Source organism: Bariatricus sp. HCP28S3_F11, from assembly GCF_052065395.1.
In the GTDB taxonomy this organism is placed as follows: domain Bacteria; phylum Bacillota; class Clostridia; order Lachnospirales; family Lachnospiraceae; genus Allocoprococcus.
Map to the genome: position 1 here is coordinate 40,832 of NZ_JBQHUC010000019.1, position 16,658 is coordinate 57,489.

Genomic DNA, 16,658 nt, shown 5'->3' on the forward strand with positions numbered 1-16,658 from the left:
GGACGGAGCATTTGCCACGAGCAGCGCCCTTTGGTTATTTTCGTATAACAGCTGCAATATCTCTAAAATTGACACATATCTATAAGAAATCCACCTAGTATAAAGGTGGATTTTTTTGTATGATGGTATTAACAAAATAATAAGTTCAAAAGTAACATCAGAAGAAATGGGAGAATAAAACTATGCTGTATATTGAACATTTAACGAAAACATTTGGAGAGAAAAAGGCAGTCGATGATCTGAGTCTTCATATTGCGCCGGGCGAGATCTACGGTTTCATCGGCCATAACGGTGCCGGAAAGACGACGACGCTGAAGTCTGTGGTCGGCATTCAGCAGTTTGATGCCGGTGAGATCACGATTGGGGGGACATCCATACAGAAGGATCCGCTGACCTGTAAAAAGCAGATTGCCTACATTCCGGATAATCCGGATCTTTATGATTTTATGACTGGGATCAAATATCTCAATTTTATCGCTGATATTTTCGGCGTATCCTCTGAGGTGAGACAGGCACGTATCCGGAAATATGCAGATTTGTTTGAACTGACGGATGATCTGGCACAGCCCATTGCTGCGTATTCCCATGGAATGAAGCAGAAACTGGCAATTATTTCGGCATGGCTTCATGATCCGAAGCTGATCATTATGGATGAGCCATTTGTTGGTCTGGATCCCAAGGCTTCCCATCTCCTGAAAGGGATGATGCGTGAGGTGTGTGATCAGGGCGGAGCAATTTTCTTCTCTACGCATGTACTTGAGGTGGCGGAAAAGCTCTGTGATAAGGTGGCCATTATCAAAGGCGGAAAGCTCATCCGTTCCGGAACGATGGAAGAAGTCAAAGGAGATGACTCTCTGGAAGAAGTATTCCTTGAATTGGAGGGAGAATCATGCTAAAAACACTCGTCAAAAAACAGATGATGGAGATTTTTCGTGGATATTTCTATGACGCGAAGAAGAATAAAAAGCGGTCTAAACTATCGATGATTGGATATATGATCTTATTTGGGGTTATTATGATCGGCCTTCTGGGAGGAATGTTCACATTTCTTTCTATGACGATCTGTCCGGCTCTCTCATCAGCCGGTATGGGCTGGCTTTATTTTGCGATTATGGGGCTGCTTTCTATTTTTCTGGGAGTATTCGGAAGTGTGTTTAATACATACTCTGGATTATATCTTGCCAAAGATAACGATCTTCTGCTTGCCATGCCGATTCCCGTTCGCACGCTCATGGTGTCACGCCTTCTTGGAGTCTTTCTGCTGGGATTTATGTACGCGGCGGTGGTTATCGTGCCGGCAGTCATTGTGTACTGGATCTTTGCTCCGGTAAATGTTTCAGTAATTCTGGGTGGAGTCGTGCTGATCGCGCTGATCTCGATTTTTGTACTTACACTTTCGGCGGCACTTGGATGGGTCGTTGCAAAGATCAGTCTGAAGCTGAAGAATAAGAGCTTTATCACCGTATTTGTATCGCTTGCTTTTCTCGGTGCATATTATTTCTTCTATTTTAAGGCGCAGTCCATGATAGGTGTTCTGATTGCAAATGCAGCGGAATACGGCGGAAAGATCAAAGGAAAAGCATATTTGCTTTACTTATTCGGAAGAATCGGGGAAGGGGACTGGTTGGCGATCACTCTGATGGCAGCGATCATTCTTGCGTTGTTTGCTGTAATGTGGACATTATTGTCACGGAGCTTTCTTAAGATAGCGACAGCTTCCGGCAAAACTGCCAGAGCAGTATATAAAGAAAAGACGGTAAAAATGAGGAGTGTTTCCCGGGCTCTTCTTGCGAAGGAATTCGGTAGGTTTACTGCGAGTCCGAATTATATGTTGAATTGCGGACTGGGCATTCTGATTCTGCCGGTTTGCGGCATACTTCTTCTTGTAAAAGGAGGCATGATTATCAGCATTCTGAATCAGGTGTTCGGTGCAGAAACGGGGACGACTCCCGTACTGGTATGTACCATGATCTGTGTGCTGGTTTCTATGAATGATATGGTGGTTCCGTCTGTCTCACTGGAAGGGAAGAATATCTGGCTTGCACAGTCTCTTCCGGTTACGCCATGGCAGGTCTTGCGCGCCAAGTTATCGGTTCAGTTGTTTCTGACGGGAATTCCGGCACTGTTCTGTTTGGGATGTACTCTGTTTGTACTTCCATATTCACCGGTTCAGATTCTTCTTGTGCTCTTGACGGTAAGCGCTTATGTCGTATTTTCTGCTCTGCTTGGACTTACACTGGGATTAAAAATGCCGAATCTGACCTGGACCAATGAAATTGCACCGATTAAACAGAGCGTGGCCGTGATGGTGGCGATGTTTGGCGGCTGGATTTATTCGGTGGCGTTATGTGGCATCTACCTGATGTGGGCATACAAAATCGGAATGGTGATATATCTTACCATAGTTGCTGCACTGACATTATTGATTTCTGCAGGACTCTATACCTGGATTAAAAAGAGAGGAACAGAAGTGTTTGCGGCGCTGTAAAAGGAAGAAAATAGTATTGGGAAATGATTGGGTAAAATCCGAACTTCGGATTTTACCCATTTTTTCTTTGGAATTTCTTAAGGGTTTGTGTCTGAAAGGATTAAGATATGGGGGTTATAATGGCCTCATCAAAGGGAAAATACTTTGAAATATCTTAAGAGGAGTAGAAATATGGAGGATTTTCAGACGAAAACAGGAATGAAATCAGATAAGAAATGTAATGTCCTGGAATTTCTGGAAGAAACTGAGAGAAAATATCCGGACAGAACAGCGGTGGATGATGGTACGTTTTGTCTTTCGTGGAGAGAACTGAAAGATCTATCGCAGAGAATGGGAACGCTGTTCTGCGAAATATGCGATCAGGGGGAGCCGGTCGTTATATTGGCAGAAAAGAGTGCAAGGACACTCGCGGCTATGTTCGGTGTGGTTTATGCCGGATGTTTTTATGTGATGGTTGATCCGTCCCAACCGGCGGCGAGAGTTCGGGAAATATTGAAAATACTCGAACCGCAGCTTGTTGTATTGAATAACGAAAATGAAATGCTGTTGGACGAGGCGGGTTACACAAAAAGAAAGTATATTCTCCGGGATACTATCGAGAGAGAAGCCGATATCGGGCGTTTGCAGCAGATACGCCGGCAGAGTCGTGGTACCGATTTGTTGTATGGGATTTTTACATCAGGGTCGACGGGAACACCGAAGGGAATAGTAGTCAGCCATCAGGCAGTGATTGATTTTATCACTCATTTTGTAGAGGCGTTTGGATTTCATGATAAAGACAGAATCGGAAATCAGGCGCCGTTCGATTTTGATGTGTCTGTAAAAGACATTTACACAAGTATATCAACAGGTGCTGCGCTTGTATTAATACCGAAAGAATTATTTTCATTACCTTCGAAGCTGTTAGATTATCTTTGTGAGAAGGAAGTGACTGTTCTCATTTGGGCGGTATCGGCGCTTAGCATGGTGACGGCATTGAAAGGACTTGATTATCGAGTGCCTCGCGGCGTACGGCTGATTGGATTCAGTGGAGAGGTCATGCCGGTCAGACAGCTTAGGATGTGGCAGAAAGCATTGCCGGATACTTCGTTTGTCAATCTGTATGGTCCAACGGAAATCACCTGCAACTGTACTTATTATCCGGTTGAGCGGATGTATGCAGATGGGGAAAAGCTTCCGATCGGAAGAGCCTTTCCGGGGCGAAGGGTGTTCCTTTTGGATGAGCAGGAACAGATCCTACAGGTGCCGGGAAAAATCGGAGAAATCTGTGTGGCAGGGGAATCCTTGTCTGAAGGATATTACAGGAATCCGGAGGAAACGAAGAAACGGTTCCGGATGATTCACTTTTCCGGACAGAAAGAAGAGAGGTGCTATTGCACCGGAGATCTTGGATATTACGATGATGAAGGAATGCTTTATTTTTCCGGCAGGAAGGACTTTCAGATCAAACATATGGGACACCGCATTGAACTGGAAGAGATCGAAAGCACACTGAATCAGGTGGAAGGTGTAGAGAGAAGCTGCTGTCTGATGGATGAGCGGAGAAACAGACTGATCGCATTTTACCTGGGTGGGGCGGATCCGGGAGATGTCAGAGCATATTTGAAAAAGCATTTTCCGGTTTATATGATTCCCCACAAAATACAAAAAACGGAGGAAATGCCGTTAAATAAAAACGGAAAGACTGACAGAAATTATTTCAGAAAAAAACTGGAGGTGGGAATGTGATGGAAATGGAATGTCTGGAACATGGCATCATGAAGTATGGAACGCCGCTTTATATCTATGATATTGACCGGCTCTCCGAAACGGTCGCGTTCTTTCGGGAGAAGCTTCGGGGAAGAGCAGGAATCTGCTTTGCGATGAAAGCAAATTCATTTCTTGTGAAACAAATGGCTGCGCTTACGGATCGGATCGAGGTATGCTCCATGGGTGAATTTGAGATTTGCCGCAAGCTTCAGATCGAACCAGAAAAACTTTTCATATCAGGTGTCCTGAAGAAAAAAGAAGATCTATATGAAATTATGAATTTCTACCGGGGAGCGTGCACATATACAGTCGAATCATTGAATCAGTTCCATTATATGGCTGACTGGTGTGATATCAATCATGAGGTTATTCCGGTATATCTAAGGCTGACCAGCGGAAATCAGTTCGGGATGGATGAGGAGACGATTCGGAATCTGATCTCGATCCGAAAGATGTGTCCGTATCTGAAGATCCAGGGGATTCATTATTTTTCCGGGACACAGAAGAAATCGGCTGAAAAGATCAGGAAGGAACTGACATATCTGGATCAGTTTTGCTGTGAACTGGAAGAAAGAACGGGCTATCAGATCGAAGAACTGGAGTACGGACCGGGACTTGCGGTCTCGTATTTCGAGGGCCAGACGGATCATTTAGAAGCGGATGTTGAAGAAATTGCGGAGACACTTGCAAAAATGCGATGGAAAGGAAGTGTGATGCTGGAAATGGGGCGTGCACTTGCGGCAACCTGCGGGTACTATCTTACCACGGTCAGAGATACAAAGAAAAATGGGAATCATTATTACTGCATCGTAGACGGAGGAATCCATCAGATCCATTATGACGGGCAGATCCGTGGCATGTATTTGCCGAGGATCCGCGTCAGTCCTGAAAAAAGTCAGGGAACAAAACGCGAATGGACGATCTGTGGATCTTTGTGTACGGTGAATGATGTGCTGGTACAGAGGGCTGAATTCACAGATCTGAAAGCAGGGAATGTGTTGATATTTGAACGGGCCGGAGCATATGCAATGACGGAAGGAATGGCTTTATTTTTAAGCCATGAACTGCCGCAGGCTGTGTTCTACAGCAAAGAGATGGGCTGGCGGCTCGTACGGGAAGAACAGCAGACTTACGAATGGAATATGGAAAGGGAGACAAAAGATGGAAAAATTATTGGATATATTAATGGAGATTGATGACAGTATTGACTGGAAGGCACAGAAGGCGCTTGTAAATGACAGACTTCTGGATTCGTTTGCGGTGATTTCACTGATTGCGGAACTGGAGGAACAGTTTGACATTGAAATTGAAGCAGCGGAGATCATTCCTGAGAATCTGAATTCTGTGGATGCGATCTGGAAGATGATACAAAGGCTGAAGGAGAATTAACATGGCTTATCATACGTCGATTTATCTGTTCGTGTTTCTGCCTGTTGTACTGCTGGTCTATCAGCTGACTCCGAAAAAGCTGCGGTGGATGACACTGCTCCTCTCCGGATATGTGTTTTTCTGGACGATCAGCGGAAAACTGGTCCTGTATCTGATCGGCACAACATTGTTTACTCATTACATTGGTGTCTGGATGTCCTGGATGAAACTGCAGTGCGAAACTGCAGTTTCCGGACTGACTAAAGAAGAGAGCAGCATCGTAAAAAAGCGATATAAACAGAAAGAAAAATGGATCCTTATAGGTGGGATCCTTGGATTACTCTTGGCACTTGCATACTTGAAATATTATAATTTCTTTGCAAAGAATATAAATGTAATAATAGGAGCTTGGGGAGGCTTGTATGCATTACAGACAAAAGAGCTTCTCCTTCCTATTGGTATCTCTTTCTATACGCTTCAGGCAATCGGCTATATGGCGGATGTATATTGGGGAAAATTGAAAGTAGAGCAGCATCCCGGAAAGCTTGCTCTTTTTCTGGGCTTTTTTCCACAGATCATGGAAGGTCCGATCAGCATGTATTCGCAAACGGCAGACACGCTCTGGCAAGGGGCACCGATAACCGGAGAGAATCTCTCAAAGGGCAGCGTGCGCATTCTCTGGGGACTATTCAAGAAAATGATCATTGCGGACCGACTTTATGTATTTGTGCAGGCAATCTTTGAACATTATGAAATGTATCACGGTGTTATGATTGCGGCAGCGGCAGTTGCCTATACGGTTCAGCTCTACATGGAGTTCTCCGGATGTATGGACATCATTATTGGAAGCGGAAGGATGTTCGGAATTACACTTCCCGAGAATTTTCGACAGCCGTTTGCTTCGCGGAGCGCGGCAGAATTCTGGAGACGCTGGCATATTACACTTGGCGTATGGTTTAAGACTTATGTATTTTATCCGGTTTCCGTTTCCGGACTGGTGAAAAGATGGAATAAATTCGGAAGAAAGCATTTGGGAAAGTATTTGACCAAGCTGGGCGTATCAGCTTTGTCACTGTTCCCGGTATGGATCTGCAATGGGCTTTGGCATGGAGCAAGGTGGAGTTACATTTTTTACGGAATGTATTATTTTGTGATTCTGCTCGGCGGTATTGCGATAGAGCCTGTCAGAAATAAGGTGCTTGACGCATGTCACATCAATGAAAATGCATGGTATTTCCGGTTGATTCAGATCCTCAAAACGTGGATGATCATTTTTACCGGAGAATTGTTCTTTCGGGCAAACGGACTGCGTGCAGGAATTTCGATGTTCTTCAGCATGTTCCGGAATTTTGAACTACAACGACTGTGGGATGGAACCATGCTGACATTTGGACTCGATCAAGCAGATTATCTGGTCGTTGTGGTCGGGTGCGTGGTTGTGGCAATTGTAGGAATGATGAAAGAAAGGAATCTGCTGGGAGAGGCAGGACTTCAGAAATTATGTCTGCCGATGAGATGGGCGATTTATTATGGCCTGATTTTGGCAGTTGTAATTCTGGGAGCATATGGAATCGGTTATCAGCAGGTGGATATGATTTATGCAGGATTTTAAAAATATAGGAAAGAGAGCAGGAAAAGTTGCCCTCTTTCTGGCAATCTTATTCGTGATTTTTGAATTGATGGCAGAAAGAATGGAGATTGCCCTGATTAAAAATGACAATCTCGTGCAGAGCAGGAACAAAAGTCTGTTTCGGATCCAGAGGGAACCCCAAGACAGCATTGATGTGATTGTTCTGGGAGACAGCCTGAGTTATGCGTCTATTTCACCGATGGAATTGTGGGAGGAGCATGGAATTACAGGATATGTATGCGGACAGTCAGGACAGAAGATCCAGGAAACCTATCATATGCTGGAAACTGCTTTTGAGACGCAGTCTCCGAAGCTGGTCATACTGGAAACGAACACTTTGTTTCGGGGAAGAACGGGGCTGGAAGGGATCAAGGAAACCATAGAGGCATGGGGAAATTATTATATTCCGATTTTTCGCGGACATGATATCTGGAAATCATTTCTGATCGACAAAAAGTATCCGGAAGAGAGTTATAAAGGGTTTTCGTTCCGCTGTGATGTTCAGCCATATAAAAAAGGAAATTACATGCTGGAAACAGAACAAAAAGAAGAGATGCCTGATATCGTGGTTAAATATATGGAAAGTATTCAAAAACTCTGTTATAAAAAGGGTGCCGAGCTTCTTCTAGTGGGAACACCATCGCCGGTCAATTGTAATTACCGACGACATAACAGTATCAGTGCTTATGCAGAATCTAATTCTCTGGATTACCTGGATATGAATCTCAGGTTGGATGAAATAGGAATCGACTGGGAAACGGACAGCCTGGATAAGGGAGATCATCTGAATCTGTCAGGAGCAGAGAAAGTGACAAAGTATCTGGGAGACTATCTGGAGGAGCACTATGAGCTTCCGGATCACCGGGGAGAAAATTCTTACAGAGGCTGGGAAAAAGAGGCGCAAGAGTATGAACAGAAGGCGCAATTACATTTGGAACAAATGGCAGCAAAGTAAAGGAATCGCAGGGATAGTCTGTGCATATAATGTGGAAAAGAGATGGGTGAGGAGGAAAAACTATGTTATCAATTGTTCAAACAATTAATGCTTATCTGTCGGACTATATTCTGGTGTTTCTTTTGGTGGCAGTTGGACTTTGGTACACAATTAAGACAAGGTTCGTTCAGGTGAGGTGTTTTGGAGCCGGTCTTAAGAAAATTTTCGGTGATATTTCTTTTAAGGGAGGAGCACACGGAGGCGGAATGAGCTCATTCCAGGCTGTAGCAACAGCAATCGCAGCTCAGGTAGGTACGGGAAATATCGTAGGAGCTGCTGGAGCGATTCTTACCGGTGGACCGGGAGCCATTTTCTGGATGTGGATCATTGCATTTCTGGGAATGGCAACGATTTATGCAGAAGCAACTCTTGCACAAAAGACGAGAATCAAGGATTCAGAAGGGAATATCCAGGGAGGCCCGGTGTACTATATAACCAGGGCATTCCAGGGCAGATTAGGAAAATTCCTGGCCGGATTCTTTGCAGTTGCAATCATTCTGGCGCTTGGTTTCTTTGGGTGTATGGTACAGTCCAACTCCATTGGCTCCACAATCCACACAGCATTTGGCATCCCTTCATGGATCGTTGGTGTTGGCCTAGTTGTGATCTGCGCTTTTATCTTTATGGGTGGGGTAGACCGTCTTGCTTCTGTTACTGAAAAGCTCGTTCCGGTCATGGCAGCTGTTTTCTTATTAGGAGCGCTGGGGGTGCTGATTGCCCGTATTAAATACGTTCCTGCTACATTTTTCATGATCTTCCGGTATGCATTCCAGCCACAGGCAATCATTGGCGGTGGCCTGGGCGCAGCTTTAAAAATTGCTGTCAGCCAGGGGGCAAAGAGAGGGCTTTTCTCAAACGAAGCCGGCATGGGTTCTACACCGCATGCTCATGCGCTTGCGCAGGTTAAGAATGCACATGAACAGGGAACAGTTGCTATGGCAGGTGTGTTTATTGACACATTCGTTGTTTTGACTTTAAATGCGTTGGTTATTATTTCCACATTATATACAGCTGATGGACCTCTTGCGGGAGGATATACAGGTGGCGTGGTGGAAACATTAAATAAAGCGAATCTCGCACAGACCGCATTCGGAGTAGTCTATGGAGAAAAACTGGGATCCGCTTTCGTGGCAGTCTGCCTGTTCTTCTTCGCATTCTCCACGATTCTCGGATGGAATCTGTTCGCGAAAATCAATGTGAATTATCTGTTCGGACCGAAAGCAATCAAGCCGTTTCTTATGATTGCTTTGGTGTTTATTTTCCTTGGAACACTTGCATCCAACGATCTTGTATGGGAACTTTCTGATATGTTTAACCAGTTAATGGTTATTCCGAATGCAATCGCCCTATTTGCGCTGACGGGTGTGGTTGTAAAGAGTATGAAGGAAGACGGAAAATAAAAAGCCGATACAGATTGCATCGGCTGAGAGAAAAGAGAGGATCTATATAAAAGGTGCCGGCCCTTTGGGCGGGCACCTGATTTTTTAGGCGGACATCCTGACATCCATACAGAGTCGGTATCATCTATGATTGCCGGCGTCCTTTTAATTTATGCTTTAAGTATAATAGTAAAATATGGAAAGAATGTGACCATGGACTTAAGAAATTTTGAAAAATATTAAGAACATCTAAAGTACTTCTAAAAAAAGTATTCTCCCTGATATGTTACTTCGGAAATCAAAAAGAATCGCTTGACATATATAGATTGCCGATATATAATGAAAATGCAAAATATATAGATTGTCGATATATCGAAGATCAACATATGAAAGGGGAAGTATTTATGACAGTAGATAAAAGTTTGATTTCCGGAAGCACAGCAATGCTGATACTGAAACTCCTGGAAGAGAAAGATATGTATGGCTATGAGATGATTGAGACGCTCAGGGAGAAGTCGAATCATGTATTTGAACTGAAGGCGGGGACTCTTTATCCGCTTCTGCACTCCATGGAAGAGAAGGGATGGCTGACTGGCTATGAACAGGAATATGGCGGTAAGCTTCGTAAATATTACCGGCTGACCAGGGAAGGAAAGAAACAGCTTTCTGCAAAGAAAGCAGAGTGGAAGGAGTATTCCACAGCGGTTGTGAATGTGCTGGGAGGTGTGCTTTATGACCCGGCTTGATTATCTGAAGCTTTTGACAGAACAGATTCGCTGCAAAAAGGCAAGACCGATGATTGAAGAAGAATATCAGGCCCATATTGACGATCAGAAGCTGGACTTCATGGCGCAGGGCATGAGTGAAGCGGAAGCAGAAGAAGCGGCTGTGAGGGAGATGGGAGATCCGGTAGAGGCAGGCGTACAGCTTGACAGGATCCACAGACCGAAGATGGATATGAAGCTGATCGCTATGATTGTCATACTTGGTATATCGGGAGTTGCCATACAGGTTTTCCTGGAGAGAACAGCAATACTCTGCGGAGCAGGTGATTATCTCGCAGAATCTTATAATCCGGCGGGGCTCAAGTGTATTTTGTGGACGGCAGCAGGAAGCATTTTGATGTTGGGAGTCTGTTTTGTGGATTACACGCTGCTTGGTAAATATGCACTCCGGATCTGGGCTGCAATGATGATACTGATGGCGCTATATCGGGTGTTAGGCAGAACTGTGAATGGAATATATCCAAAACAGGGACTGTTTTACTGTGTTCTGGTTCCGGTTTTTGCGGGCATTGTTTTTCGTTTTCGCGGAGCGGGAAAACAAGGGATGATGAAATGTATTCTCATATTGGTATTATCAACGGTACTTCCACTGGTTTTAAATTCAAGTGTGTATATGATTTTGTTCTATATGACAGGAGTATGTATTTTAATACTGGCCGTTCATAAACGGTGGTTCGGGAGAGAGAAAAAGCGGCAGTACATATTAATGGCTGGGGTGACGGCCGTGATACCTGCGGGGATTTTGGGAATCATGGTGTCTACAGGTCAGCTATTTCTTGCAGCGTACCAGAGCGACAGATTGAAGCAGATATTCAGCTTCCGGTCTTCTGAAAACTATATGTATCAGATTGTTCTGGAGAATCTGAGAAAAGCAGCGGATGCAGTTGCGGGAAGAGAAGGGGTCATAATTGATGAATCAACAAATATGATCTGGAGTGAAGTGAGAAGTGATTATGTCTGGGTGTTTATTTTTAAAGTGATTGGAACATGGCAGGGAATTTTGTTCACATTTGCATTGGCGGGATTTCTGGGAGCTTTGATCTGGATCGTACGAAAACAAAAAAATCAGCTCGGCTATGTGGTCGGAATGGCCTGTGTTCTGATGATGGCAGCGGAGATTTTGGTGTATCTGGGGATGAACTCAGGAGTTTTCTATCCTGTATCGGTGTATTTGCCGTTTTTCAGCTATGGAGGAAGTAATATGATGGTCACCTATTTGTATATGGGGATTCTGCTGTCTATTACCAGAAATCAGAATATTGTGAAGGCGGGATAACCTTTTGAATCTATGAGTTTTGGTTACTTTTTGCGAAATCAGAACCTTGTGTTTGAAGCTTGTACATTGTATGCAAAATAGTACAAGATTGTTAAAAAAATGACTGGGAAAAGAAGAAAACTCATGTTATGATTTGAATCAGAAACGAGATACATTATTATGATTGAGAAAATTCTTTTTGGAGGGTAAGAAGTTGAGAAACGCAGACGCAAATGTAATCAAGATCAAACATGAAGTGTTGGAAGAAGTAGCACGTCTGGCTTTTGACGGGGAACTTGAGGAGCATAAGGACGATATTGCAATGAAGTTGATTCCGGGCCCGCTCCCGCAGTTCCGTTGTTGCATTTACAAGGAACGTGAGATTATCAGACAGCGTGTTCGTCTGGCTGAAGGAAAAGCGCCTGGAATTAAGAATGATGGAAATGTAATACAGGTTATCAGTTCGGCATGTGAGGACTGTCCCATTTCCAGCTATGTTGTGACAGAAAACTGTCAGAATTGTCTGGGAAAAGCATGTATCAATGCCTGTAAATTCGGTGCAATTGAAGCGGGACGTGACCGTTCCCACATTGATGCTTCCAAATGTAAAGAATGTGGAAAATGCGCACAGGCCTGTCCGTACAATGCAATTGCTCATTTGAAGAGACCATGCAAATTCAGCTGTCCGGTAGATGCGATTTATTATGATGAAAATGGTATTTCCGTTATCGATGATTCAAAGTGTATTCGTTGTGGAAAATGTGTTCACAGTTGTCCGTTCGGAGCAATCGGATACAAATCCTCCATTGTAAATGTAATTAAAGCAATCAAATCCGGTAAGAAAGTATACGCGATGCTGGCACCGGCAACAGAAGGACAGTTCGGTGTGGACATCACCATGGAAAGCTGGAAAAAAGCAATGAAAGAAGTTGGATTTACGGACTTCATTGAAGTGGGACTTGGTGGTGATCTAACTGCGAAATATGAAGCAGAAGAATGGGTTGAAGCCTATAAAGACGGACGTAAAAAAGTAACCTCCTGCTGTCCGGGATTTGTCAATCTGGTACGGAAGCATTATCCGGAATTGAGTGATATGATCTCTACAACGGTTTCTCCGATGTGTGCAGTTTCCCGCCTGGTGAAGGCAAAAGAACCAGATGCGGTTACCGTATTTATCGGACCATGTCTTGCAAAGAAATCAGAGATTGCAGATCAGAGGATTGAAGGAAATGCAGACTATGCCCTGACTTACAGTGAAATCCGTGCAATTATGCGTGCGAAGGGCGTTGCTCTGGAACCGGCAGACAATACTTATCAGGAATCTTCTGTATTTGGAAAGCGATTCGGAAATTCCGGCGGTGTTTCAGATGCTGTGATGCAGAGTATGAAGGAAGCCGGTGAAGAACTGGATATTAAAGTGTACAAGGCAAATGGTGCAGTTGAATGTAAGAAATCACTGCTGCTTATGAAAGTCGGACGTCTGCCTGAGGATTTCATCGAAGGAATGGCTTGTGAAGGCGGATGTGTCGGAGGACCAAGTGCTTTTAAAGATCAGATGCTCGCAAAGAAATCCAGAGATTCGCTGATCAAAGAAGCAGATGCGAGAGGAATCTGTGAGAACCTGAAGAATTATGATGAGACTTCATTCTCTATGCACAGAGAATAAACATTATTAAAAAGGGAGTGCTGAGGCGCTCCCTTTTTTTAGATTCTAATTTGAGACCATGGATTATTTTGATATTTTAAATACGACACCCTCATCCTTCCAGACCTGATCGGTATAGTGAATCTCCAGATTCATCCAGTCTGTCGGAACTTCCAGACAGAGATACCCACTTAGTGAAGAACCGGGAGCAATGGAACCATCCATCTGCTGACGGTCCGTGTTCGCGGCAAGGGCGGTAAAAGCATTGACGCTATAGTCAAGCTTTATTTCATTACAATAGGATTCAAAACTTGCCATGCTGCTGACGGTGATATCCTTTTCCGCCTGATTGGTAATCGTAAGGTTGACAAAGACAAATACATTGCCTTCCTGAGGGGAAGCCCATTCGTCACCTTTGGATTCCTCGTAATCGGTTACCTGAATGGAGATATCATTCAGCGTAGCGGTGTCGCCAAGTGCATAGGAGGTGTCATCTCCACCCGTTTTTGTGGTATCATCTGTCTGAGGATCCTGAGAATCCTGGGATGACTTTGTAAACGGAAGTAGATCTTTGCTGATTAGACCGGATTTTACGGCGACAACTACGATCAGGATGACTGCGAGCAGGAAAATCAGAATCATTCCTGCTAATTGTTTCTTTTTCTTTTTGGACCTTCTTCCGGATCTGCTTTGACTGGATGAAGAACGTTTGCCTGATTTGGGGGAAGAACCTTTTGATTTCCGGTTGCTGCCTTCTGACCGTTCAGTCTTCCGTCCGGGCTTTTCCGGTTCCGAAGGTTCTATTGCATCTTCTGTATCATAAAGTGTATAATCTGTATGATCATCATCAGTCTCATCTGGTATCAGGGATGTTGCCGGATAACGTTTCCGGCAGGAATCGCAGAGATAATATCCCGGATACTTTTTACTGGGACGTACATCAGATCCACATCTGGGGCATTTCATATGGTACTCTCCTCTATATATTTCTCTAATTTTGCTGTATGCAAATTTAAGTGCCTATGTGGACATTATAGCATATCAAAGTAAAAAAACAAGTAAAGGTCACAGAATATTTAGAAATCCATGGAATGGATTTCTTGTTTTCCGGATAGGAAAGTGTTATGATTATCATAAGTATCGGCTTCATTTGGGTAAGAAAAATACCGATGGATAGAAGAAAGCGAGGCAGAGAACATGGATTATAAAGAGGTACTTGAAAATGCAAGAGAATCGATAGGAAATTATTGTAAAGCCTGTCCGGTATGTAATGGAAAAGCATGTGGGAAACAGATACCGGGACCGGGAGCGAAAGGTGTTGGGGACACGGCTATTCGCAATTATGAGAAATGGCAGGAGATCCGTGTAAACATGGATACCATCTGTGACGGAGGAGTAATAGATTCATCCTGTGAGCTGTTCGGACAGAAGTTTGCGTATCCGTTTTTTGCCGGTCCGGTTGGTGCAGTGAATTTACATTATAGTGAGAAATATGATGATATTTCCTATAATCAGGTTCTTGTATCTGCATGTGCGCAGAATGGAATTGCGGCATTTACCGGAGACGGAGTGAATCCGCTGGTTATGGAAGGAGCGACTGCGGCAATCAAGGAGAGCGGCGGCATGGGTGTTCCGACCATCAAACCGTGGAATCTGGAAACGATTCAGGAGAAAATGCAGTTGGCGATCGAATCAGGAACATTTGCGGTTGCCATGGATGTGGATGCTGCCGGACTTCCGTTTCTGAAAAACATGACACCGCCGGCAGGAAGCAAGAACGTCAAGGAACTTGCGGAAATTGTGAATATGGCAGGCGTGCCGTTTATCGTGAAAGGTGTTATGACGGTCAAAGGAGCGCTGAAAGCAAAAGAAGCAGGAGCAGCAGCAATCGTGGTTTCCAATCACGGAGGACGTGTTCTGGATCAGTGCCCGGCGACGGCAGAAGTCCTGGAAGAAATTGCAGACGCAGTAGGAGATTCTATGAAGATTCTGGTGGACGGCGGAATCCGCTCCGGAACAGATATCTTTAAAGCACTTGCACTCGGAGCAGACGGAGTTCTGATCTGCAGACCGTTTGTTGTTTCTGTGTATGGAGGCGGGGCAGAAGGCGTGAAGACCTATATTGAAAAACTGGGAGCTGAACTGAAAGACACGATGCAGATGTGCGGGGCACATTCTCTGAGTGAAATCACCAGAGATATGGTGCGTTACTGCTAGATAAAGGAGATACAAAAAGTTATGGGGATGAAAGTGAATGCAGAACTGCCATTGCCGTCAGATTTGAAAAATGAATATCCGTTATCGGAAAAGATCAAGGAGATCAAGGCAAAAAGAGACGCGGAGATCAGAGATATTTTTACTGGAAAATCCGATAAATTTGTTGTCATTATCGGACCTTGTTCAGCGGATAATGAAGATTCTGTCTGCGAATATGTGAATCGTCTGGCTGAAGTAAATGAAAAAGTTTCTGAAAAATTGATGATCATTCCAAGAATTTATACGAATAAACCCAGAACAACAGGAGAAGGATATAAAGGAATGCTGCATCAGCCGGATCCGGATAAGGCTCCGGATCTTCTGGCAGGGATTATCGCGATCCGAAAAATGCATATCCGTGCGATTGAAGAGACGCATCTGACCGCTGCCGATGAGATGCTGTATCCGGAAAACAGAAGTTATCTGGATGATATCTTATCTTACGAAGCAATCGGGGCCCGTTCCGTTGAGAATCAGCAGCATCGTCTGACAGCAAGCGGTATGGATATTCCCATCGGCATGAAGAACCCGACCAGTGGAGATCTGGGAGTCATGCTGAATTCCGTTGTGGCTGCACAAAGCGGACATCGCTTTATTTACCGTGGACAGGATGTGTCGACAGACGGAAATGAGCTTGCACATGTGATTCTACGAGGCGGTGTTGATAAATACGGAACCTGTATTCCGAACTATCACTATGAAGACTTGAGAAGATTGGAGAGTCTGTATTATAAGAAAGATTTGAAGAATCCGGCGGTTATCATAGATGCCAACCATTCTAACTCGAATAAACAGTACAAAGAGCAGCTGAGAATTGTAAGCGAAGTGCTGCATACACGGAAATACAATCCGGATCTTCGCGGACTGGTGAAAGGGGTTATGGTAGAGAGTTATCTGCTGGAAGGCCGCCAGGATATCTGTTCTCATATGGAATACGGAAGATCGATCACAGATCCATGTATTGGATGGGAAGATACGGAAAAATTAATTTATAAGATAGCAGAAGAATGCTAAAGAGACAGCGGGGAAGGAGAGTCGGGGGGGGGGGGGGGGGGGGGGGGGGGGGGGGGGGGGGGGGGGGGGGGGGGGGGGGGGGGGGGGGGGGGGGG

14 protein-coding genes are annotated in these 16,658 nt (G+C 44.5%); 13 read left to right on the top strand and 1 reads right to left on the bottom strand.

Annotated features, from left to right (window positions below; translation table 11 throughout):
• Positions 1 to 182 precede the first annotated feature (182 nt).
• From ACTNBR_RS10105 to ACTNBR_RS10155, 11 genes are all read left to right on the top strand, one after another.
• The gene (locus tag ACTNBR_RS10105) at positions 183 to 896 is read left to right on the top strand and encodes an ABC transporter ATP-binding protein (RefSeq protein WP_441018655.1); all 714 of its coding nucleotides are present in this window, start codon (positions 183 to 185) and stop codon (positions 894 to 896) included.
• Entirely contained in the window at positions 890 to 2,488 is a 1,599-nt protein-coding gene (locus tag ACTNBR_RS10110) for a putative ABC transporter permease subunit (protein WP_427808640.1), read from the top strand. Before ACTNBR_RS10105 ends, ACTNBR_RS10110 begins: the two co-directional genes overlap by 7 nt.
• Before the next feature lie 171 nt (positions 2,489 to 2,659).
• Positions 2,660 to 4,216, top strand: a complete 1,557-nt coding sequence (locus ACTNBR_RS10115; RefSeq protein ID WP_441018653.1) for an amino acid adenylation domain-containing protein — start codon at positions 2,660 to 2,662, stop codon at positions 4,214 to 4,216.
• Entirely contained in the window at positions 4,216 to 5,433 is a 1,218-nt protein-coding gene (locus ACTNBR_RS10120) for a diaminopimelate decarboxylase family protein (RefSeq protein ID WP_441018651.1), read from the top strand. The genes ACTNBR_RS10115 and ACTNBR_RS10120 overlap by 1 nt, the downstream gene beginning before the upstream one ends.
• Positions 5,399 to 5,626, top strand: coding sequence for a phosphopantetheine-binding protein (locus tag ACTNBR_RS10125; RefSeq protein WP_427820727.1), 228 nt, complete (start codon positions 5,399 to 5,401; stop codon positions 5,624 to 5,626). Before ACTNBR_RS10120 ends, ACTNBR_RS10125 begins: the two co-directional genes overlap by 35 nt.
• 1 nt (position 5,627) lies before the next feature.
• Entirely contained in the window at positions 5,628 to 7,217 is a 1,590-nt protein-coding gene (locus tag ACTNBR_RS10130; RefSeq protein WP_441018649.1) for an MBOAT family O-acyltransferase, read from the top strand.
• Positions 7,204 to 8,190, top strand: a complete 987-nt coding sequence (locus ACTNBR_RS10135; protein WP_441018647.1) for an SGNH/GDSL hydrolase family protein — start codon at positions 7,204 to 7,206, stop codon at positions 8,188 to 8,190. The genes ACTNBR_RS10130 and ACTNBR_RS10135 overlap by 14 nt, the downstream gene beginning before the upstream one ends.
• A 62-nt stretch (positions 8,191 to 8,252) precedes the next feature.
• Positions 8,253 to 9,629, top strand: a complete 1,377-nt coding sequence (locus tag ACTNBR_RS10140) for an alanine/glycine:cation symporter family protein (protein ID WP_441018645.1) — start codon at positions 8,253 to 8,255, stop codon at positions 9,627 to 9,629.
• 383 nt (positions 9,630 to 10,012) lie between these two features.
• On the top strand, positions 10,013 to 10,354 hold the full coding sequence (locus ACTNBR_RS10145; protein ID WP_441018643.1) for a PadR family transcriptional regulator: 342 nt from the start codon (positions 10,013 to 10,015) through the stop codon (positions 10,352 to 10,354).
• Positions 10,341 to 11,669, top strand: coding sequence for a permease prefix domain 1-containing protein (locus tag ACTNBR_RS10150; protein WP_441018641.1), 1,329 nt, complete (start codon positions 10,341 to 10,343; stop codon positions 11,667 to 11,669). Before ACTNBR_RS10145 ends, ACTNBR_RS10150 begins: the two co-directional genes overlap by 14 nt.
• Before the next feature lie 193 nt (positions 11,670 to 11,862).
• Positions 11,863 to 13,314 carry a 4Fe-4S dicluster domain-containing protein gene (locus tag ACTNBR_RS10155; RefSeq protein ID WP_427808620.1) on the top strand — a complete coding sequence of 484 codons (1,452 nt, stop codon included), beginning with the start codon at positions 11,863 to 11,865 and terminating at the stop codon, positions 13,312 to 13,314.
• 63 nt (positions 13,315 to 13,377) lie between these two features.
• On the opposite strand, the gene ACTNBR_RS10160 is transcribed toward ACTNBR_RS10155, so the two are convergent.
• Entirely contained in the window at positions 13,378 to 14,259 is an 882-nt protein-coding gene (locus ACTNBR_RS10160) for a DUF4352 domain-containing protein (RefSeq protein ID WP_427820731.1), read from the bottom strand.
• Positions 14,260 to 14,490: 231 nt separating this feature from the next.
• Between ACTNBR_RS10160 and ACTNBR_RS10165 the strand changes: the two genes are divergently transcribed.
• Both ACTNBR_RS10165 and ACTNBR_RS10170 read left to right on the top strand, forming a co-directional pair.
• A complete protein-coding gene (locus tag ACTNBR_RS10165) occupies positions 14,491 to 15,510 on the top strand; it encodes an alpha-hydroxy-acid oxidizing protein (RefSeq protein ID WP_441018639.1) in 1,020 nt (339 codons plus the stop codon).
• Positions 15,511 to 15,531: 21 nt separating this feature from the next.
• On the top strand, positions 15,532 to 16,563 hold the full coding sequence (locus ACTNBR_RS10170; protein WP_441018637.1) for a 3-deoxy-7-phosphoheptulonate synthase: 1,032 nt from the start codon (positions 15,532 to 15,534) through the stop codon (positions 16,561 to 16,563).
• Positions 16,564 to 16,658: the final 95 nt, after the last annotated feature.